The following is a 19,890-nucleotide window of genomic DNA, read 5'->3' on the forward strand; positions in this document are numbered from 1 at the left end:
ATCAATTGCCTCCGTCCTCGCAAAGGCCTAGATACGGGGCATGTGGGAGCCAGCAGATACATGAAAATCGCCGCCGTGATTGTTGCCGCCGGGCGTGGTCTGCGCGCGGGGGCAGGTCAGCCCAAGCAATGGCGTCCCCTGGCGGGTCATTCCAGCGCCTATTTTGCCATGCGGGCGTTTGCTGATCACCCGCAGATCGACCGCCTCGTGCTGGTCGTGAGCGCGGATGATTTTGCCACGGGAGATTGGCCAACCGAGCCTGCCGCCGACATTGTCGCGGGCGGCGCCTCGCGCAGCGCGTCCGTCTTTGCAGGGCTTCAGGTGCTGGAAGGTACATGCGATCAAGTGCTGATCCACGATGCCGCGCGGCCCTGCGTGTCGCGCGGCGTGATCGATGGGGTGATTGAGGCGCTACGCGATGGACCGGCAGCAGCCCCTGCGGTGCCCGTCGTTGATGCCTTGTGGCGTGGCGACGGCGGCACGGTGGCCGCCGCCGTCCCGCGTGATGGTCTCTATCGGGCGCAGACCCCGCAGGGGTTTCATCTGGCAGAGATTATCGCCGCGCACCGAACCTGCCTGCAGGGGGCCGCGGACGATGTCGAACTGGCGCGTCGCGCCGGTTTGACGGTTGCCATTACGCCGGGCAGCGACGACAATCTGAAAATCACCGTACCGGAAGATTTCATCCGCGCGGAACGTATCCTGAGGGCAAGAGATGGACATCAGACTGGGTAACGGATTTGACGTGCACGCCTTTGGTCCGGGCGATCACGTTGTCCTCTGCGGTGTGAAAGTCCCCCATGGTCAGGGGCTTGTGGGGCATTCCGATGCGGACGTGGCGCTGCACACGATTGCCGATGCGATCTATGGGGCGCTGGCGCAAGGCGACATCGGCCAGCATTTCCCGCCGAGTGACCCGCAGTGGAAGGGGGCGGCCAGCGACATCTTTCTGCGCCATGCCGTGTCGCTCGCCACCCAGATGGGGTTTGGCATTTCCAACGTGGATTGCACGCTGATTTGCGAATCCCCCAAGATCGGTCCCCATGCCACCGCCATGCGGGAAAATCTGGCGCGGATCATGGGGCTGGATGTGGAACGCATATCGGTCAAGGCGACCACTTCGGAACGGCTTGGCTTTACCGGGCGCGGCGAGGGCATCGCCTGCCTTGCCACCGCTGCGCTGGTGAAACCATGAACCGCGCGGCGACCTTGATTGCGACAATGATGGGGGTGGGCTACATCCGCCCTGCGCCGGGCACATGGGGGTCGCTGGTCGCCCTGCCCTGGGGCTGGTTGCTGCATGTTCTGGGCGGATTCCCCCTCCTCCTGCTGGCTGTTCTGGTCGGGTTCGCCAAGGGCTGGTGGGCGACAGCTATCATGACAAAGGACAGCGTAGATCACGACCCCTCGGAGATCGTCGTGGATGAGGTGGTCGGCCAGTGGATAGCGCTGCTGCCGCTGTCCTACGCCGCGTGGTCGATGGGGATGAACATCCTTGCAATGTGGCCCGGCTGGATCGCCGCCTTCCTCCTGTTCCGCCTCTTCGACATCCTGAAACCGGGGCCGGTTGGCTGGGCAGACCGACGCGGTGACGCCTTGGGCGTCATGCTGGATGATGTGATCGCGGGCGTTTTCGCGGCGATCGGGGTTCTGATCCTCGCCGGTCTCTACCACGGCGTTTTGGCATGAGCCTCGCGCGCGATGTCCTTGAAAAGGCTGCGGCAGCGCAGATGATGATCACGGCCGCCGAAAGTTGTACCGGGGGCATGGTGATGGCGGCGTTGACCGACATCCCTGGGTCCTCGTCCGTGGTTGAGCGGGGCTTTGTCACCTATTCCAACGAAGCAAAGACAGAGATGCTGGGTGTGAAACCCGCCACCCTCACCGCCCATGGGGCCGTCTCCGAAGAGGTGGCGTCCGAGATGGCGCGCGGTGCGCTCGCCGCATCGCGGGCGCAGATTGCGGTGTCGATCACCGGCATCGCCGGGCCCGGTGGGGCGGAGCATAAACCTGAAGGTCGGGTCTGTTTCGGAGTGGCGCGCGGCGACACGGTGCAGACGGAAACGGTGGAGTTTGGTGCGCGCGGGCGGGACAATGTACGCGTCGCCGCACGCGACCACGCGCTACGTCTTTTGCGCGACGGGCTTTGATGTCTGCAAAACTGTCGTAAAACCTGCAAGATCGCCAGACGCGACGGACTGCCAGAGCACATCGGCTTGTTTCTCGCCCAGAAATCCGCGCGCCTTGTCTCTCAGTTTTTGACGTCGGACGTCAAAGGGCACGGGCGAGGCCAGATCGTAACAACCGTTGATGACCTCTCCGGACGTCAACGCAAGCTCGATACGACATTGCATTTCTGACAGCAGCGCATCCTCCGCGATGTCGATCTTTTGCCGCAAGGCAACCAGTGCCGGATCCTGCGCCATTGCGTCGGAGAAATTTTCGGTGCGGCCTGTATCGATGCCTGACAACGCCATCGCTGCCGTGTGGCGATAGCTGAATTTGGCCGCAAGCCCGGTGTCGGGATCGGGCTTGTTGCAGACGCTCATCCATCTGGGATGCGTGAATACCGAAACGCGCTCAATCTGTTCGATCTCAATATCAACCTCGCGCAGCGCCTCCAGCATCGCGTGGAGCCCGTGGCAGCAGGCGTGGAATTTGTGGCTGATGGTCATGATTTGCCAGGGCGGCGTGCTCAGATGTGCCAGATGCTCCGTTGATCCGGTTGCGTGATGTGTCTCTGCAAAGCCCAGCGGTCCGGCAAGCCCGTCCGCGGCACCGGTCAGCCCGGCCCGCGCCCAGAGGGCCGCTTCCACCCCGCTGCGCGCGGCAAGGCCTGCGTTCATCGGCTTGCCGCCCGTGCCGAATTGCGCCTTCAGACCAGAAGCCAGGGAGGCGCAAAGCCCAAGTGCGTGACGAATCTGACCCGGTGACAGCGCCAGCAAACGGGCCGCTGCCAGCGTCGCCCCGAAAGCGCCCGCCGTCGCGGTCTGGTGAAACCCCACCTGGTAGTGATCCCGGCCCAGCCACAGCCCCACGTGGATCGAGGCCTCGACCCCGATCAGCGCCGCCGCCAGCAGATCGTCGAAGGACGCCCCCGACCGTTCCGCAACCGCCAGCGCGGCGGGGACAACGGCAACTGACGGGTGACCGATATGCGCAAAATGAGTGTCGTCAAAGTCCAGCGCATGGCTCAGCGTGCCATTGACGAGGGCCGCCGTGGAGGCAGGTGCAGCGCCGCCGCCTAAGATCGTTGCCTCTGTCGCACCGCCCGCCCGGGTCACTGCGGCACAGAACCCCGCGAACTCGGCCTCCTGCGCGCCGGCAATGCCGCATGTCGCCCAGTCAAAGAGAGACAGCCGCATCATCTCCAGCGCGTCGCGGTCGGGATCTGCCCCGGTGAAGGCGATCAGTCTGTCGGTGATCCCCATCATTGCCGGTCCTTCGCTGAGCAGATCAAACCTGCTGCGTACCGTAGAGCGCCTGGGCGCGGGTTTCAAAGGCGCGCACGATCCGCTGCATCGCCTCATTGAAGACCACCCCGATCAGGCGCTGCAAAATCATGTTGCGAAAGGCAAAATCGACAAAGAAGCTGACCTCGCAGCCCTCCGGCACATCGCGAAACGCCCAGTTGGATTTCATGTAGCGAAACGGCCCGTCGAGGTATTCGGTGTCGATCTTCTTGTCGTCGGGCATCAACACCACGCGGCTGGTAAACCGCTCGCGGAAAACCTTGAAGCTGATCACCAGGTCGGCCTCCATCACCTGCGTGTTGCCCTGCGGGGTCACCGACTTTACCCGTGCCGCGGAACACCAGGGCAGAAACTCCGGATAACTGCCCACATCGGCCACGAGATCATACATTTGCTGGGCGCTGTAGGGGAGTGTTCGGGTTTCGGCGTGCGTGGGCATTGATTTGTCAGGTTGTGAAGGTTAGCCATCCATGTGCTTTGTCCGCTTGCCAAGATCAAGGTCTAACCCATGCCCACGCGTCCTTATGTCATAGACGAAATGATCTCGGCCAAGGCGATTGCCGCGCGGATCGAGGATCTGTGCCGCGAGATTCAGGGCGAGTTCAAGGACACCGACAAGCTGGTTGTTGTCGGTCTGCTGCGCGGCAGCTTTGTCTTTATCGCCGATCTGGTGCGCGAGCTGGATCTGCCGATCGAGGTCGATTTTCTCGAAGCCTCAAGCTATGGAGACGGCATGGAAAGCACGCGGGAAGTTCGCATTCTCAAGGACTTACGCGGTGCCATCGAAGGCCGCGATGTGCTGGTGGTCGAGGATATCGTCGACACCGGCCACACGCTGAACCACGTGACACACCTCCTCGACAGCCGCCTGCCCGCACGCCTGAAATCCATTGCCCTGCTCGATAAACCCAGCCGACGAGAAGTGGACTTCAAAGCCGATTGGACCGGCTTTGAAATACCAGATGAATTTGTCGTGGGCTATGGGATCGATTTTGCCCAGCGGAACCGAAATCTGCCGTTCATCGGCAAGGTGAGGTTCACGCAGGACTAGGCGCGCCGGAGGTCAGACTTTCGCCCGGCCCTGGCCAGTTTTCCGCACAACGGAAAGAGTATCCTGCGCGTCGCGTGCCATGATGGCAAAAATCGCGTCATCAATGTGGTGGCTTGCAACGTCATAGCGTTTTCGGTCGAGTGCGCAATTAATGTCACGCAGGGCCAGAATTGCCCAATGGATATCGGTCATCTTATCTGCCTTGGAGAGTTTACAATTACCCTCCCCGACTACACAACCATCGCGATAAATGTCACGGGAATGAAACGGGGAATTTCCCCCATTAACGCAACGTCACGTTGATCAGGCGATGCCCAGCTTGCGATTCCGGGCTGCGCGGAGTTGGGCGAAGTCGTCCCCCGCGTGATAGGATGACCGTGTCAAAGGCGTGGCCGAGACCATCAGAAAGCCTTTGCCGTAGGCTGCCTTTTCATAGGTCGCGAATTCGTCCGGGTGTACGAATCGGTCCACGCGGTGGTGTTTCGGCGTGGGCTGCAGATACTGCCCGATGGTCAGGAAATCGATGTCGGCGGCACGCATGTCCTCCATCACCTGCATCACGGCCTGCTTGTCCTCGCCCAGACCCACCATGATGCCCGATTTTGTGAACATTGACGGATCCAGTTCCTTCACCCGTTGCAAGAGCCGCAGGGAATGGAAGTAGCGCGCACCCGGGCGGACCTCGGGGTAGAGGCCGGGTACCGTTTCGAGATTGTGATTAAAGACATCGGGACGCGCCTCGACAACGACCTCCAGCGCTTCCGGGCCACATTTGATGAAATCGGGTGTCAGGATTTCAATCGTGGTGTCGGGGCTACGGTGACGTATGGCGCGAATCGTCTGGGCAAAGTGATCGGCACCACCGTCTTCCACATCGTCGCGGTCCACGGAGGTGATGACCACGTGATTCAACCCCAGCTTCTCAACGGCATGGGCGACACGGCCGGGTTCAAAGGCGTCCAGCGCTTCGGGCGGTTTGCCGGTGGCGATGTTGCAGAAGGTGCAGGCGCGCGTACACACCTCGCCCATGATCATCATGGTGGCGTGACCCTGGCTCCAGCATTCGCCGACGTTGGGACATCCGGCCTCTTCACAAACGGTGACGAGATTATTGTCCCGCATGATCCGCGCGGTTTCGGCATATCCCTGCCCGCCCGGTGCCTTGACGCGAATCCAATCGGGTTTCTTGGGCTGCGGATTGTCCGGGCGCCGCGCCTTTTCAGGGTGGCGCTGTTCGGGGATTTTCAGATCGCGTGGGGCCATGAAAAATGCTCCTTCACATCCGGATGTATGAGACATCCCGGGTCGATCAAGGTGTAGACGATGTCAGGGGTGAGGTTCAACCACGAGGCAATGTCGCGGGCTGCATGGCAGATGTGCGTCAGACGCCATGCAAAACGGGGCGCGCTTTTCAACGCCCCCCGTCTCAGGTCTCGATTGCCTGCCTTGTTATTCTATCCGATGAGCGGCCCGCCGGGGCCGATGGTTTCATCATAGTGCCGTTTCAGCCGCATCAGCGCGATCCGCAGCACGATCTTGCCCGACCGCGCGGACCAGCCCAGCTTTTTCTCGGCCGTTTCAAGCCCTTCGAGGTAGCAGCAGCAGCGTAACACCACATCCGAGAGGCCCGGCCCAAGGTCGGACAGCGCATCCGCCACCCGTTTGCGCGCATTGGAGGGGCCGTCACCCACGCCGCTGTCCGGCACGAAACTGCCCCGCCCGCCTGCTGTCAGGAATCGATCCCAGTTTTGAGCCACGCGCGGGCCCATTTGCGCCAGCTCAAAGTCCTCGCGCAGGCGTTCGCCGACGGTGACCAGATCGTCGTTGAGGAAGGGCTCGCCGTTCTTATCCCGCCGCCGGGCCAGGGCCGTCAGCGGGCTTTCCGCCAGATTGTACCGCATGCGGCGCGGACGTCCGGTGTCGATATCAGGCAATATTTTTTCGCCCCAGCTGCGATGCTGGCCGGCGAAATCAGTTGGTGCCTCGGCAAATCCGCTTGCCGTGGTGCCGCCTTCCTCGTCCAGCATGTCTTCGAGCGCCGCGCGCCCGGCCGGGGTGATCGAATATCGGGTGATTTTACCCGTCGTCTGGGCCGAAATCCATTCCTTCAGCGCCATGGCTTCGGCAATCTGGCGGGACACAACCCCGGTTCGCGTCGCCTGTCCGCCGGCCCCGTCCCGCACGATCACGGCTTTCTCCATCTCGGCGGCCACGGCAAGCACTGCGCCGGTCTCACATAGGCGGCGCAGAACGCGTGCGCCTTCCGCCATCAGCACGTCTTCACTGGGCGGGTTGTCCGAAGGTGACGTCGGAGCAGATATTCTGTCTTGGAAGCTCATGCGCGGAAGATCCTTTTCGTTCACTTTGGCGGCGTTGGAACGGGGAACAAAATGCGCGGCACCCAGTGATTTGAGCGCCGCATCGACCAATGGATCGTCCCGCCTCGTTTCAACCCGCCGTATCTGGCGTAGAATGGTTGAGGCGTGGCAGCCTGCCGCCCGGGCGAGGGCCCGGATTGGCAAACCGGCTTCGGTATGAGCCAGATACACCTGTGCCGCTGCGGGTACCCAGTCGGGCAGTGTTGCCTCGAGTGTGTCGCAGCCGCGTGAGGGGGTCATCTCCAGCTCTTTCATATGATCCGATCCGGCGTCATAGCATGCCTTAGTTGTGCCATAATTCAAAACACAACCTAAAGACGAATTGGTTACCCGTTCGTTAACAGTTTCTGATTTGAGGATTATTGTCTCTAAATTATAAACAGTATTTAAACCTCCGCGCGGCGCTAAACGCGCTGCCGCAACAGGCAGGCAACCGGGCGAACTCCGCATTCTGCGGGCCAGTTGGATATTTCGATCCTTGTCTAAATTCCCACCCTTCTCAGAGTGTTAACAAGTTCCTAAGCCCCCCGAGCGTGGCTCTACGTGCCTGCGCAACAGGCAGGACGCCCGTGTAATATCGCAATCGTCGGGGAGAAAATCCCCTGGGGATAGACGGTACAAAGGAATGTCCAATGCAAGACCTGCTCTCAATGCTGCACGCCATTCGTCGGCCACAACTTTTGATGCGCGCTGCGCGGATCGGCGCGGAGGACTACCGACGCACGGTACATTTGCCCCGGCTGCTGGGGTATGGTGTTTTGCCGCGTCACGGGGCAGCATTGTTTCGCTTGATCGAGATTGAAGCCGATCTGAACGCGCAGCGGACTGGTGGGGATACCAGTTACAGCCTGATCCGCCACGTGGACGTGTTGATCGCCATGCTGGGTGAGGCCCGCGTGCTGCGCGCCTCGCAGGCTGCATAGATCACATGAAACTGTCGGGCTCGGCGGCCTTCTTGCGTGCAATATAGTCCGAAAGCGCTTCGTTGATCGATGGGTCAAGCGCTGGCTGCTTGTAGTCGGCCAGCATCTTCTCAACCCGCAGGCCGGCGAGTGTTTGAGTGTCCCGCGCGCCTTCGTCCTCCCAGGTCTCGAAGGGCTTGTAATCCAGCAGATCTGATTTCCAGAAAGCGGATTTGAAGTTGCGTTGCGTGTGATCACATCCCAGGTAATGCCCGCCGGGGCCAACCTCGCGGATCGCATCCAGGGCCTGGGCGTCCTCATCCACCGAGACGCCTCGTGCAAGATGATGCAGGGTGCCCAGTTGATCCGCGTCCATGACAAACTTCTCAAAAGAGGACACCAGCCCGCCTTCCAGCCAGCCGCAGGAATGCAGCATGAAGTTCACCCCTGCCAACAGCCCCATGTTCAGGCTGTTCGCAGTCTCGTAGGCGGCCTGTGCATCCGGCAGCTTGGATCCGCAGAAGGACCCGGCGGACCGGTAGGGCAGCCCCAAACGGCGGGCAAGCTGCCCTGCACCGTATGTGATATGCGCAGCCTCCGGCGTGCCGAAGGTCGGCGCGCCCGAATTCATGTCGATGGAGGTCACGAACGCCCCCATGATCACCGGCGCACCGGGGCGGATCAGCTGGCTATAGGCGATGCCTGCAAGGCACTCGGCCAGCACCTGCGTCAGCGTACCGGCCACCGACACCGGCGCCATCGCCCCACCCACAATAAAGGGGGAAATGATGCAGGCCTGGTTGTTCTTTGCATAAATCTCCAGAGCGCCCATCATCACATCGTCGAATGTCATCGGCGAGTTGATGTTGATGAGCGAGGTCATCACCGTGTTGTCCTGCACGAACTCCTTGCCGAAGAGGATCTCGCACATCTCCACCGAATCCTGTGCGCGGCTAGGCTCTGTCACCGAGCCCATGAACGGTTTGTCGCTCAGCGTCATATGCGCGTGCAGCATATCCAGATGGCGCTTGTTCACCGGCACATCCGTCGGTTCGCAGACCGTGCCGCCGGAGTGGTGCAGCCATTTGGACATGTACCCCAGCTTCACGAATTTGCGGAAATCCTCCATCGTGGCGTAGCGACGCCCGCCCACCGCGTCGCGCACGAAGGGCGGGCCGTAGACCGGGGCCAACACGAGGTTCTTGCCCCCCACGACCACGTTCCGTTCCGGGTTTCGGGCGTGTTGCGTGTAGCTTGACGGTGCCGTCGCGCACAGCTTGCGGGCCAGGCCGCGCGGGATACGCACCCGTTCGCCATCCACATCCGCCCCGGCATCGCGCCAGCGCGCCAGCGCTGCCGGGTTTTCCACGAAATTGACACCGATTTCCTCCAGCACCGTTTCGGCATTGGTCTCGATGATTTCCAGCGCCTCTTCGGTCAGCACCTCGAAATTGGGAATGTTGCGTTCAATGAAACGTGCGGTTTCAAAGGACACCGCACTGCGTTCCGCGCGTCGTGCTGCTCCACCGCCGCCACGTCCCCGTCTACGCTCCGCCGCCTGTGCCATGTACATACTCCCGATGTCTTACTTGCGCCGGTGCTATAGTATTCCATCAGGCGTCCTCATCCGTATAGCGGCCTTGCAGGGAAAAAAGCGACATGCTGACGTCTTTCGCCCTTTATAATAAGACTATGCACAAGTGTTGGGCATTCGGCCTCTTGCCACTGCGACCGCGCGCGCCTAATCAGCACCCATGAGCACATCCGAACACGACCGCCTCCTCATCATCGATTTCGGCAGCCAGGTGACGCAATTGATTGCGCGCCGCCTGCGGGAACTGAGCGTCTATTGCGAAATCCACCCCTTCAATATGGTGACGGACGCGTTCCTGCGTGATTTCGCCCCCAAGGCGGTGATTTTTTCCGGGGGGCCGTCGTCTGTCTTTGCCGAAGGCGCGCCGATGCCGCCCAAGAGCGTATTTGATCTGGGCGTGCCGATTCTGGGGATCTGCTATGGCCAGCAGGTGATGATGCACTGTCTGGGCGGCAAGGTGGAACGTGGCCACGGCACGGCAGAGTTCGGACGGGCCTATGTGACGCCGGAGGCGCGCAGGCTGGCGCTGCTGGAGGGGTGGTTCGCCGCAGACCGCGAGCAGGTCTGGATGAGCCACGGCGATCACGTCAGTGAAATCGCGCCGGGGTTCGATGTCTATGGCACCTCTCCCAATGCGCCTTTTGCCATCACCGCGGACATCGACCGGAATTTCTATGCGGTGCAGTTCCATCCGGAGGTGCATCACACGCCCAACGGCGCCAAGCTCTATGAGAACTTCGTGCGGCTGGCCGGGTTCAAGGGCGACTGGACCATGGGCGCCTACCGCGAGGAAGCCATCCAACGCATCCGCGATCAGGTGGGCGACGGCAAGGTCATCTGTGCCCTTTCAGGAGGCGTCGACAGTTCGGTTGCCGCCGTGCTGATCCACGAGGCCATCGGCGAGCAGCTGACCTGCGTCTATGTCGATCACGGGCTGATGCGTAAAGATGAAAGCGAACAGGTCGTGGGCATGTTCCGCGAACACTATAACCTGCCGCTGATCCATGCGGATGAATCCGACCTGTTTCTGGGCAAGCTTGAGGGCGTCAGTGACCCGGAGACCAAGCGCAAGATCATCGGTGGTCTGTTCATCGATGTCTTCGAGAGGCACGCCAAGGAGATGGGTGGCGCGGATTTCCTTGCCCAAGGCACGCTCTATCCGGATGTGATCGAATCGGTCTCCTTCAGCGGCGGACCTTCAGTGACGATCAAATCGCACCACAACGTGGGCGGCCTGCCCGAGCGCATGAACATGCAGCTGGTGGAACCGCTGCGCGAGCTTTTCAAAGACGAGGTGCGCGCGCTGGGGCGTGAACTGGGCCTGCCGCCGAGCTTCATCGGACGCCACCCCTTCCCCGGCCCGGGTCTAGCCATCCGCTGCCCCGGCGAGATTACCCGCGAAAAACTCGACATCCTGCGCGAGGCCGATGCGGTCTACATCGACCAGATTCGCAAGCACGGGCTCTATGATGATATCTGGCAGGCCTTCGTGGCGATCCTGCCGGTCCGCACAGTCGGTGTCATGGGCGATTACCGCACCTATGATTATGCCTGTGCGCTGCGCGCAGTGACCTCTGTGGACGGGATGACGGCGGACTACTTCCCCTTCTCCCACGAATTCCTCGGCGAAACGGCCACGCGAATCATCAACGAAGTGCCGGGGATCAATCGGGTCACCTATGACATCACGTCAAAGCCTCCGGGCACAATCGAATGGGAATGAGCCGGTGATGTTCAGGCTGCCGCCACGCGGGCGACGATCCGGGAACATCATCTAAACCTGCCCCTCGCGACCCTCGTCCAAATCAAGGTATCCTCATGTCCCCCATTCTCAAGGCCGCGCTGTGGATGAGTGGGGCCATCGCCTCCTTCTCCACCATGGCCGTTGCGGGACGCGAAGCCGCCTCCCAGCTCGATACCTTTGAAATCATGATGTATCGCAGCCTGATCGGGGTGGTCGTGGTGGTGGCGGTTGCCTGGATCACCGGCACATGGCGACAGATCAACCGCGACAGTCTGGGCGCACATCTGGTACGCAACCTGGCGCATTTCACCGGGCAGAATCTGTGGTTCTATGCGGTCACGGTGATCCCGCTGGCGCAGGTCTTTGCCCTGGAATTCACCTCGCCGCTCTGGGTGATCGTCCTGTCCCCGCTGATCCTGGGCGAGCGACTGACCCTGGTGCGGGGGATCGCGGCCATCATGGGCTTCATCGGCATCCTGATCGTGGCGCGCCCCGATATGGCGGGCATCAACGCGGGCGTGGTTACGGCGGCGGCCTCTGCCATCTTCTTTGCGTTGACGATCATGTTCACCAAACGGCTAACGCGCAGCCAGAGCATCACCTGCATCCTTTTCTACCTGACCACGATGCAGGTGGTGATGGGCCTGATTGCCGCCGGGTACGACGGCGACATCGCCCTGCCGGATGCAGCCAGTCTTCCTTATGTGATCATGATTGGTTTTGCGGGCCTGCTGGCGCACTACTGCATAACAAACGCGCTATCGATTGCCCCCGCGACGGTGGTGGTGCCGATCGATTTCATCCGCCTGCCCGCCATCGCGATCATCGGCATGCTGCTCTATAATGAGACCGTCGACGTCTGGGTTTTTCTGGGGGCCGGAATCATCTTTGCAGGCAACTATTTGAACATTTGGGTCGAAACCCGGCAAAAGACTTGATTTTACGTGGGGTAACAGCCGAGGCTTCCCTAGCGTCACGAATTGACCGGACCGGGGATCGTGATTTATTGCCCCTGCCTACTTGAAAACATCACGCAGAATTATAGGCGCATCTTCTGGGGAGGAGATTCATGAGAAACTACCTAAAAAGTGTAACGGCAATGTGTCTTGCCGCAGGCGGCGCGCATGCCGGTGCATTGGACCGGACGGGACAGTCTGTTGACGTGCTCTTCGAGGACGGTCGGTATGTAGAGTTCAGCTTTGCTACCATATCGCCGACGCTGAGCGGTACAGGAACAACCCTCACACCTGGGATCGGGTCTGGCGATATTTCACCCGCTTACCAGCAATACGGTGCCGCGTATAAGGCGGATATCAATGACCGGCTGTCCTATGCAATTATCCTTGACCAGCCGTTCGATGCCTCGGTCGATTACCCCACGGGCACCGGTTACTTTGCGGCCGGCTCTTCAGCCGAATACGATTCGATGGCACTGACTGGCCTCTTGCAATACAATGTCGGCAATGGCGCGAGCGTTTACGGCGGCCTGCGGCTGCAATCCGCAGAAGCCAATGCAACGATCCAGTTCAACACTCCTGTTCCCGCGCTGAACCTTGACTACGCCGTTGATGCCTCTCGCGATTATGGTGTGGGATATGTTTTCGGTGTCGCTTATGAGAAGCCCGAAATCGCGCTGCGTGTCTCTTTGACGTACAACTCCGAGATATCGCACGCCAACGACACCTTCGAGACGAGCGTGGCTCTGGGAACAAGATCGTCCGTCACCGAGTTCGAAACACCACAGTCGCTTAATCTCGCGTTTCAAACCGGCATTGCGCCCAACACACTCTTGTTTGGGGGCATCCGCTGGGTGGACTGGTCCGACTTTGCCCTGACCCCCTCCTTGTACTTCCAGCGCACCGGCGGCGCATCTTTGCTGAGCTACGCTGAAGATGTGACCACCTATACACTCGGCGTCGGGCGGAAACTGAACGACACATGGTCCGTCGCGGCCTCCTTGGGATACGAGCAGACGCAGGGCAATCTGTTCACCAACCTCGGCCCCTCCGATGGCCAGCGCAGTGTCGGCCTTGCCGCGATCTACACGCAGGGCAAGATGAAGATCACAACCGGTATCCGCTACGTTCGGATCGGAGATACAACGACCGTTGCCGGGCCGTTCTCCCCGGCAGGCACATTCGAAAACAACGATGCTGTCGCCATTGGCGTCAAGATCGGCTACACCTTCTGACGTACTAGACGACCGAACAAACCCGAGAGCCCCGTGGACGAAAATCTGCGGGGCTTTCGCGCATGATCCGGGTGGCTATTCGACCCGGCCCTGCCTAGGCTCCCGGCATGACACAGCAAATGACCCTCTCGACCAGGACCTGGGCTGCACTGATCCTGCTCGCGATGATCTGGGGCGCCTCCTTTCTGTCGATTCGCATCGCATTGGATGAAATCGGCCCGCTGACCTCTGTGGCGCACCGCACCTTCTGGGCGATGCTCGTGCTCTGGCTGGTGGTTGCGGTCATGCGGCTGCCGGTCCCGCGTGATCCTGCCGTTTGGATGGCGTTCCTGATCATGGGACTGCTCAACAACGTGATCCCCTTTGGCCTGATGGCCTGGGGACAGCTGCATATCGAAACCGGGCTGACCTCTATTCTCAACGCAGCTACGGCCGTGTTCGGGGTCATCGCAGCGGCGATCTTCTTTGCGGACGAGCGGTTGAGCCTGCGGAAAGCCATTGGCGTCACGCTTGGCTTTACCGGTGTCGCCACGGTCATCGGGCTGGAAAACCTGCGGGATTTCAATCTGCAATCGCTCGCCCAGCTTGCCGTGCTCGGCGGGACGATCTCCTACGCATTGGCCAGCGTCTGGGGCCGCAAGACCCTGTCGGGGCTTTCCCCACAGGTGGCCGCCGCCGGTATGCTGACTGGCTCGACCCTCGTCACCCTGCCCCTTGCCGTGGTGGTCGAAGGCCCGATCCAATTCGACCTCGCACCCGTGACGCTGATCGCCATTGCCTACTACGCGGTGATCGCCACCGCCGGGGCTTATCTGCTTTATTACTACGTGCTGGCCCGCGCGGGCAGCGGCAACCTGATGCTGGTCACCTTGCTGATCACCCCCTTTGCCATCCTGCTCGGCGCGCTGGTGCTTGATGAAAAGTTGAGCCCCAATGTTTACGCCGGTTTTGCGCTGCTGGCGCTGGGGCTTGCGGTGCTGGACGGGCGGCTCCTGCGCAGGCGTCGAAAATCGCCGCGGGTTGTCGCAGACTGATTGACCCCTTCCATGGTCGCAGCTAGGACTGAGGGCCACTCACGCCGTCAGGACGGACCACATGCTTTATTCTTCCGCTGCCGACTGGCGCGCTGCCCCGCGTAAATCCGTGCTGGTCTACGGTATGTCCGGTCTCGGCAAGACCCATATGTCGAACCTGCTGCGCGCCAGCGGTGACTGGTTCCACTACTCTATCGACTACCGCATCGGCACCCGTTACATGGGCGAATTCATTACCGACAACGCCAAGGCCGAGGCGATGAAAGTGCCCTTCCTGCGCGAACTGCTGATGAGTGACAGCATCTACATCGGTTCCAACATCACCTTTGACAATCTGGCCCCTGTCGCCACCTATCTGGGCAAGCCCGGTGACCCCTCGAAGGGCGGTTTGCCATTGGCGGAATACACACGTCGACAGGACCAGTTCCGGCAGGCGGAAATCTCCGCACTCTATGATACCGCGCATTTTGCTGAGCGGGCCGAGGCGCTTTATGGCTATCCGCATTTCATCTGCGACACCGGCGGGTCGATCTGTGAATGGGTCGATGCGTCCGATGACGATGACGCAATGCTGGCGGATCTGGCCAAACACTGCCTGCTGATCTGGATCAAGGGGGATGAGGCGCACACGCAGGAGCTGATCCGCCGATTTGATCGCGCGCCCAAACCCATGGCCTATCAGCCCGAATTTCTGACCCATGTCTGGCAGGAATACCTCAGCGAAAACAATTGCGTCGAGGCGGATGTTGATCCAGACGCCTTTGTGCGGTTCACCTATGCCCGCGCACTGGCACACCGGCAACCGCGCTATGAAGCGATGTCGCGCTGGGGGGTGACCGTGACCGCCGATCAGGTGGCTGCCCTGAAGACCCCGGAAGACTTCGAGGATTTGATTGCCGCCTGCCTGTAAGACTGCGTCACCGACCTGTGAGACCGCCCCCCTTGAGACAGCCCCGCCAAGGGGCTATCTGACTGCTCTGACATAGCGCCGGAAGAAGACCATGCCGATAAAGATACCTGCAGACCTGCCCGCTTATGATGTGCTGACGCGCGAAGGTGTCATGGTCGTCGATGAGGATCAGGCGGCGCGTCAGGATATCCGGCCCCTGCGCATTGCGCTGCTGAACCTGATGCCCAAGAAGATCCAGACGGAGAACCAGTTTGCCCGGCTGATCGGAGCAACGCCGTTGCAGATCGAACTGAGCCTCATCCGCATGTCGGAACATCAGACCAAGAACACCGCTGCTGCGCATATGGAGAGCTTTTACCGCCCGTTTCAGGAGGTGAAGGACCAGAAATTCGATGGTCTGATCATCACTGGCGCGCCCATCGAGCACCTGCCTTTTGAGGAGGTGACCTATTGGGAGGAGCTGCGCGAGGTGATGGACTGGACCCAGACCAATGTGCATTCCACCTTTGGCGTCTGCTGGGGCGGGATGGCGATGATCAACCACTTCCACGGCGTGCAAAAGCATATGCTGGACGGCAAGGCGTTTGGGTGTTTCCGGCACCGCAACCTGGCACCGGCCTCGCAATACCTGCGTGGTTTTTCCGACGACTGCGTAATCCCCGTCTCCCGCTGGACAGAGATGCGACAGGATGAGATTGACGCCGCCCCCGGGCTGAGGACACTGCTGGGGAGTGATGATGTCGGCCCTTGCCTTGTCGAGGATCCGGGCCATCGCGCGCTCTATATTTTCAACCATTTCGAATATGATCGGGATACGCTGAAGCAGGAGTACGACCGGGATGTTGCCGACGGCAGTGCCATCACCCTGCCCGCGAACTACTATCCCGAAGATGATCCCACCCAGATGCCGCTAAACCGGTGGCGCAGTCACGCGCATCTTCTTTATGGCAATTGGATCAATGAGATGTACCAGTCCGCCCCTTTCGAGATGGCGCGCATTGGGACGTAACGTGCTGCTCTTCGCCCTCCTTTTGATCCTGTTGGCCGTGGCATTGGTCCAATGGCGTGCTGTGGCGCGTGAAACGCAGGCTGAAACCGCCTATCCACCCTCCGGTCAATTTATCGAGGTGGATGGCACGCGCGTTCATCTGCGCATCGAAGGGCAAGGCCCCGATCTGGTTCTGATCCACGGCGCAAACGGATCAATGCGCGATTTCACCTTCGACTTGATGGGGCGGCTGACGGACCGCTACCGCGTCATCATGGTGGATCGCCCGGGACTGGGCTGGAGCAGTCGCGCGGGGGAGAGCTACAGCGGCGTGTTGAACACCTGGGCCGAGCCGCCGGCGGTGCAGGCGCGCGTGCTGCAAAAAGCGCTGGATCAGGTTGGGGTGACACGTCCGATTGTTCTGGGCCATTCCTACGGCGGCGCTGTGGCGCTGGCCTGGGCGCTGGAACGGCCGGAGGATACGGCAGCGTTGGTCCTGCTCGGGGCCGCCTCCAACCCCTGGCCCGGCAACCTCGGCCTGCTCTACCAGATCAATTCGACGCGGATTGGCAGCGCGTTGATGATCCCCCTGATTGCAGCCTTTGCCCCCGCGGCGCGCATTGAGGAGGCGGTCGCCTCCATTTTCGCGCCACAAGCGACACCTGACGGGTATCTCGATCACTTCGGGCCCGAAATGACATTGCGCCGCCCCACGCTGCGCGCGAATGCGCAACAAGTCAACAGCCTGCGCCCGCATGTGGTCGAGATGGCAACGCAGTATCCTAGCCTGAGCCTGCCCGTGGAAATCCTGCATGGCACCGAAGACACTATCGTCCCGCTGCGCGTCCATTCGGAGCCATTGGCGCAATTGTTGCCCAATGCGACGCTGATCCGGATGCAAGGTGTGGGCCATATGCCACATCACGCCGACCCTGATGCCGTCGAAGCGGCCATTGACCGCGCGGCAACCCGCGCAGGTTTGCGTTAAGCCTGTTAACATCCCATATTAAAATCAGAGCACCTGCCCCGGAGGGCCCATGAACCTGCCATTTGACGGCGCGATCAGCACCTACTTTGCCTCAGAAGCCCCCAAGGACATCCGCGACGCCATCAAGCGGAGTGAAAAGGGCGATATCCTGTCCGACACCTACCCGCACAGCGAGCGTATGGCGCGCAAGCCCTACGAGAAGGAGCTGGCCGCCCTGCAGATCGAACTGGTCAAGATGCAGGCCTGGGTCAAGGAAAGCGGTGCCCGTGTCGTGATCGTCTATGAAGGTCGTGACGGCGCCGGAAAAGGTGGTACAATCAGCCGATTCCGCGCCAATCTTAATCCACGCGGCGCCCGCATCGTCGCCTTGCAGAAGCCGACAGATACCGAAGCCGGACAATGGTATTTCCAGCGCTATGTGGCCCATCTGCCGACAGTTGGGGAAATGGCCTTCTATGATCGCAGCTGGTACAACCGCGGCGTTGTCGAGAAGGTCTTTGACTTCTGCACCGACACCGAACGGGAAAACTTTTTCACGCAGGTGACACCCTTCGAGGACACGTTGGTGGAAGATGGCGTACATCTTTTCAAATTCTGGCTGAATGTGGGGCGCGCCGAGCAACTGCGGCGCCTTTTGGCGCGGGAATGCGACCCGCTGAAACAGTGGAAACTCAGCTGGATTGATGTTGAGGGCCTCAAACGCTGGGACGCCTACACGGACGCGATTGGAGAAACCCTGACGCGGACCCACAGAGAAGCGACCCCCTGGACCATCGTGAGATCAGACGACAAGCGCCGCGCGCGGCTCAACGCCATCCGCACGGTGCTGCACGGGTTGGACTACGCGCGCAAGGATGCCCGCGCGATTGGCAAGATCGACACATCGATTTGCGGTGGGCCGGACATCTGGGATGCCTAAACGCGGCTATCATCATGGCAACCTGCGTCAGGCTCTGATTGACGCGGCGCTGCAGCTGATCGAGGCGCGGGGACCGATGGGCTTCACCCTGTCAGAGGCGGCCAAACAGGCGGGCGTAACCCCTGCTGCCGTCTACCGGCACTTCGAAGGGCGTGAGGATCTGATTGCCGAAGCTGCGCTGCAGGGCTACGAGATTTTTGCCGACCTGATGGAATACGCGTATGAAAAAGGCCAACCCTCTGCGCTGGCGGCCTTTTCCGCAACCGGGCGTGCCTATCTGGCCTTCGCGCGCAAATATCCCGGCCACTACATCGCGATGTTTGAAAGCGGGATTTCGGTGAACCGTACGCCCGAACTGGCCGCCGTCGCCACCCGCGCCAACAGTGTTCTGGAAAAGGCGGCAACCGACCTCAGCCAGCATATCCCCGAAGACAAACGCCCCCCGGCGTCGATGTTCTCCGCCCATATCTGGGCCCTGAGCCACGGGGTGGTTGAGCTTTTTGCGCGCAACTCACCGGGACGGGCCTCGCCCTTCCCGGCGGATGATCTGTTGGAAACGGGGATTGGTATCTATTTGCGCGGGCTTGGTCTGATCAACCCGGACGACTAGTCAGGCTGCGAGGTAGGAGCGCAATGCCGCAGCCTCGCGGCCGTTCAGGGTCATCGTTGCGGTCACGCCGAAGCTTTCAAAACCACTGCCCAAAACGGGGAAAAGCGCGTCCAGTTCCGCGCGCTGTGCCGCTTCCAGGGTGCCGAGCGCGTTTTCTCCGTAAAAGAAGCTTTCGGTCAGGGCCCCGTTGGCGCGGACGATCTGGTGGCTGTCGAACATGAAATGCGTGTAGGTCACGCTCTCTCGCGGATCCAGACGCACGCCCGGCACGCCGACTAAATGTTTGGCCGCCACCAACACTTCGGACTTGCCGAAGAGAAGGTCGGCCATGGCGTTCTTTATCCAGATGCGGTGCTGCTGAGAGACGGTCAGCGGTGCATTGTTGCCGATTGCCCCCGCGTCGAACACAACCGGTGCAAAAGCGCCCTGCCCGGTCACGGTCGTGCTGGCCACCCATTGCACCGGCAAATTGCCTTTGTCCAGGGTCCAGAGCGCCTGGCCAACCCTGATGTCCTCGACCGCAATCTCTCCGTCTGCCGTCGCGATCCGCGTACCTTCCGCAAAGCAGGTGACATAGTTATTGTAGCGCGACGTCCCGGTGTTGTTGCCCCCGATCTTGACGTATGACGTGCCGTCCTGAAGCAGTTCGCTGGTAGCAAAGCCCCAGACATCACCGAAATTGCCGTTTTGCGAGAAGACATAGACGCTGATTGTCGGGCCCGTCTGGTTCCCGTTGTCGTCCAGGGCGCGGATGCTGATGATCGATTCCGATTCAACCTGCGTGCCGTCGGCAACCAATCCATTGCCATCGGTTATGACGTGGCTGCCAGGCTGATCGTCGTTGAAACGCCCGCCCCCCCCGCCGGTGTCGTTCAGGGACACTTCCGTTCCACTGCCACCGGTGTATTCAAAAACCGTGCCGTTGGGCGTCGAGGAGTTGTTGATGATTGGATTGCCGACGATGCTCCCATTGGAACTCGACTGTACGACGAGGCTTTCGCTGTCGAAGGCTATGAAATTCCGTATCACCATATCACGTCCAAACGTATTGAATTACCACATTAAAGTAACGGGGAATTATGCCGTAAGTGCGACTCGGCCAAGCAAG

22 protein-coding genes are annotated in these 19,890 nt (G+C 60.8%); 15 read left to right on the plus strand and 7 right to left on the minus strand.

The features are described 5' to 3' along the window. Positions 1 to 60 precede the first annotated feature (60 nt). Genes ispD through Q1A07_RS17990 form a run of 4 tightly spaced genes read left to right on the plus strand, consistent with a single transcriptional unit; the run spans position 61 to position 2,150 of the window. A complete protein-coding gene (gene ispD, locus Q1A07_RS17975) occupies positions 61 to 735 on the plus strand; it encodes a 2-C-methyl-D-erythritol 4-phosphate cytidylyltransferase (protein WP_299783390.1) in 675 nt (224 codons plus the stop codon). After that, positions 716 to 1,195 carry a 2-C-methyl-D-erythritol 2,4-cyclodiphosphate synthase gene (gene ispF / locus Q1A07_RS17980; RefSeq protein WP_299783391.1) on the plus strand — a complete coding sequence of 160 codons (480 nt, stop codon included), beginning with the start codon at positions 716 to 718 and terminating at the stop codon, positions 1,193 to 1,195. The genes ispD and ispF overlap by 20 nt, the downstream gene beginning before the upstream one ends. Beyond that, the gene (locus Q1A07_RS17985) at positions 1,192 to 1,689 is read left to right on the plus strand and encodes a phosphatidylglycerophosphatase A (protein WP_299783392.1); all 498 of its coding nucleotides are present in this window, start codon (positions 1,192 to 1,194) and stop codon (positions 1,687 to 1,689) included. The genes ispF and Q1A07_RS17985 overlap by 4 nt, the downstream gene beginning before the upstream one ends. Beyond that, positions 1,686 to 2,150, plus strand: coding sequence for a CinA family protein (locus Q1A07_RS17990; RefSeq protein WP_299783393.1), 465 nt, complete (start codon positions 1,686 to 1,688; stop codon positions 2,148 to 2,150). Before Q1A07_RS17985 ends, Q1A07_RS17990 begins: the two co-directional genes overlap by 4 nt. Here the strand turns inward: Q1A07_RS17990 and Q1A07_RS17995 are convergent. Next, positions 2,124 to 3,434: an MmgE/PrpD family protein gene (locus Q1A07_RS17995; protein WP_299783394.1), complete on the minus strand. Its 1,311-nt coding sequence runs from the start codon at positions 3,432 to 3,434 to the stop codon at positions 2,124 to 2,126. The two genes, Q1A07_RS17990 and Q1A07_RS17995, sit on opposite strands and share 27 nt — an antisense overlap. Before the next feature lie 22 nt (positions 3,435 to 3,456). Beyond that, complete coding sequence (locus Q1A07_RS18000; protein ID WP_299783395.1) at positions 3,457 to 3,912, minus strand: type II toxin-antitoxin system RatA family toxin; 456 nt, start codon at positions 3,910 to 3,912, stop codon at positions 3,457 to 3,459. Positions 3,913 to 3,981: 69 nt separating this feature from the next. Between Q1A07_RS18000 and hpt the strand changes: the two genes are divergently transcribed. Continuing rightward, the gene (gene hpt, locus Q1A07_RS18005; protein ID WP_195821968.1) at positions 3,982 to 4,524 is read left to right on the plus strand and encodes a hypoxanthine phosphoribosyltransferase; all 543 of its coding nucleotides are present in this window, start codon (positions 3,982 to 3,984) and stop codon (positions 4,522 to 4,524) included. Positions 4,525 to 4,536: 12 nt separating this feature from the next. Here the strand turns inward: hpt and Q1A07_RS18010 are convergent, their stop codons facing one another. The 3 genes from Q1A07_RS18010 to Q1A07_RS18020 all read right to left on the minus strand — a co-directional run bounded on the left by Q1A07_RS18010 (position 4,537) and on the right by Q1A07_RS18020 (position 7,142). Then, entirely contained in the window at positions 4,537 to 4,716 is a 180-nt protein-coding gene (locus tag Q1A07_RS18010; protein ID WP_299783396.1) for a hypothetical protein, read from the minus strand. Between the two features lie 111 nt (positions 4,717 to 4,827). Continuing rightward, a complete protein-coding gene (gene lipA / locus Q1A07_RS18015) occupies positions 4,828 to 5,787 on the minus strand; it encodes a lipoyl synthase (RefSeq protein ID WP_195821966.1) in 960 nt (319 codons plus the stop codon). 191 nt (positions 5,788 to 5,978) lie between these two features. Further along, positions 5,979 to 7,142 (minus strand): DUF6456 domain-containing protein, encoded by a 1,164-nt coding sequence (locus tag Q1A07_RS18020; protein ID WP_299783397.1) that lies wholly within the window; start codon positions 7,140 to 7,142, stop codon positions 5,979 to 5,981. 392 nt (positions 7,143 to 7,534) lie between these two features. On the opposite strand from Q1A07_RS18020, the gene Q1A07_RS18025 reads away from it, so the two are divergent. Beyond that, positions 7,535 to 7,825, plus strand: coding sequence for a DUF6477 family protein (locus Q1A07_RS18025; RefSeq protein WP_299783398.1), 291 nt, complete (start codon positions 7,535 to 7,537; stop codon positions 7,823 to 7,825). 1 nt (position 7,826) lies between these two features. On the opposite strand, the gene Q1A07_RS18030 is transcribed toward Q1A07_RS18025, so the two are convergent. Continuing rightward, positions 7,827 to 9,371, minus strand: coding sequence for a trimethylamine methyltransferase family protein (locus Q1A07_RS18030; RefSeq protein ID WP_299783399.1), 1,545 nt, complete (start codon positions 9,369 to 9,371; stop codon positions 7,827 to 7,829). A 187-nt stretch (positions 9,372 to 9,558) separates the two neighbouring features. On the opposite strand from Q1A07_RS18030, the gene guaA reads away from it, so the two are divergent. From guaA to Q1A07_RS18075, 9 genes are all read left to right on the plus strand, one after another. Then, on the plus strand, positions 9,559 to 11,121 hold the full coding sequence (gene guaA, locus Q1A07_RS18035; protein ID WP_299783400.1) for a glutamine-hydrolyzing GMP synthase: 1,563 nt from the start codon (positions 9,559 to 9,561) through the stop codon (positions 11,119 to 11,121). A gap of 95 nt (positions 11,122 to 11,216) precedes the next feature. After that, positions 11,217 to 12,080 carry a DMT family transporter gene (locus tag Q1A07_RS18040; RefSeq protein WP_299783401.1) on the plus strand — a complete coding sequence of 288 codons (864 nt, stop codon included), beginning with the start codon at positions 11,217 to 11,219 and terminating at the stop codon, positions 12,078 to 12,080. A gap of 131 nt (positions 12,081 to 12,211) precedes the next feature. Next, positions 12,212 to 13,333 (plus strand): outer membrane protein transport protein, encoded by a 1,122-nt coding sequence (locus Q1A07_RS18045; protein ID WP_299783402.1) that lies wholly within the window; start codon positions 12,212 to 12,214, stop codon positions 13,331 to 13,333. Positions 13,334 to 13,440: 107 nt separating this feature from the next. Further along, on the plus strand, positions 13,441 to 14,367 hold the full coding sequence (locus Q1A07_RS18050; protein ID WP_299783403.1) for a DMT family transporter: 927 nt from the start codon (positions 13,441 to 13,443) through the stop codon (positions 14,365 to 14,367). 61 nt (positions 14,368 to 14,428) lie between these two features. Further along, positions 14,429 to 15,277 carry an ATPase gene (locus Q1A07_RS18055; protein ID WP_299783404.1) on the plus strand — a complete coding sequence of 283 codons (849 nt, stop codon included), beginning with the start codon at positions 14,429 to 14,431 and terminating at the stop codon, positions 15,275 to 15,277. A gap of 91 nt (positions 15,278 to 15,368) precedes the next feature. Next, positions 15,369 to 16,286: a homoserine O-succinyltransferase gene (gene metA / locus Q1A07_RS18060; RefSeq protein WP_299783405.1), complete on the plus strand. Its 918-nt coding sequence runs from the start codon at positions 15,369 to 15,371 to the stop codon at positions 16,284 to 16,286. A gap of 1 nt (position 16,287) precedes the next feature. Continuing rightward, positions 16,288 to 17,253, plus strand: a complete 966-nt coding sequence (locus tag Q1A07_RS18065; RefSeq protein WP_299783406.1) for an alpha/beta hydrolase — start codon at positions 16,288 to 16,290, stop codon at positions 17,251 to 17,253. A gap of 49 nt (positions 17,254 to 17,302) precedes the next feature. After that, positions 17,303 to 18,172, plus strand: a complete 870-nt coding sequence (ppk2, locus tag Q1A07_RS18070) for a polyphosphate kinase 2 (RefSeq protein WP_299783407.1) — start codon at positions 17,303 to 17,305, stop codon at positions 18,170 to 18,172. After that, positions 18,165 to 18,782 (plus strand): TetR/AcrR family transcriptional regulator, encoded by a 618-nt coding sequence (locus Q1A07_RS18075; protein ID WP_195821954.1) that lies wholly within the window; start codon positions 18,165 to 18,167, stop codon positions 18,780 to 18,782. The genes ppk2 and Q1A07_RS18075 overlap by 8 nt, the downstream gene beginning before the upstream one ends. Here the strand turns inward: Q1A07_RS18075 and Q1A07_RS18080 are convergent, their stop codons facing one another. Continuing rightward, the gene (locus tag Q1A07_RS18080) at positions 18,783 to 19,814 is read right to left on the minus strand and encodes a Hint domain-containing protein (protein WP_299783408.1); all 1,032 of its coding nucleotides are present in this window, start codon (positions 19,812 to 19,814) and stop codon (positions 18,783 to 18,785) included. It abuts the gene before it with no gap. Positions 19,815 to 19,890: the final 76 nt, after the last annotated feature.

Origin of the sequence: uncultured Roseobacter sp. (genome assembly GCF_947492555.1) — a bacterium.
Taxonomy (GTDB): Bacteria; Pseudomonadota; Alphaproteobacteria; order Rhodobacterales; family Rhodobacteraceae; genus Roseobacter.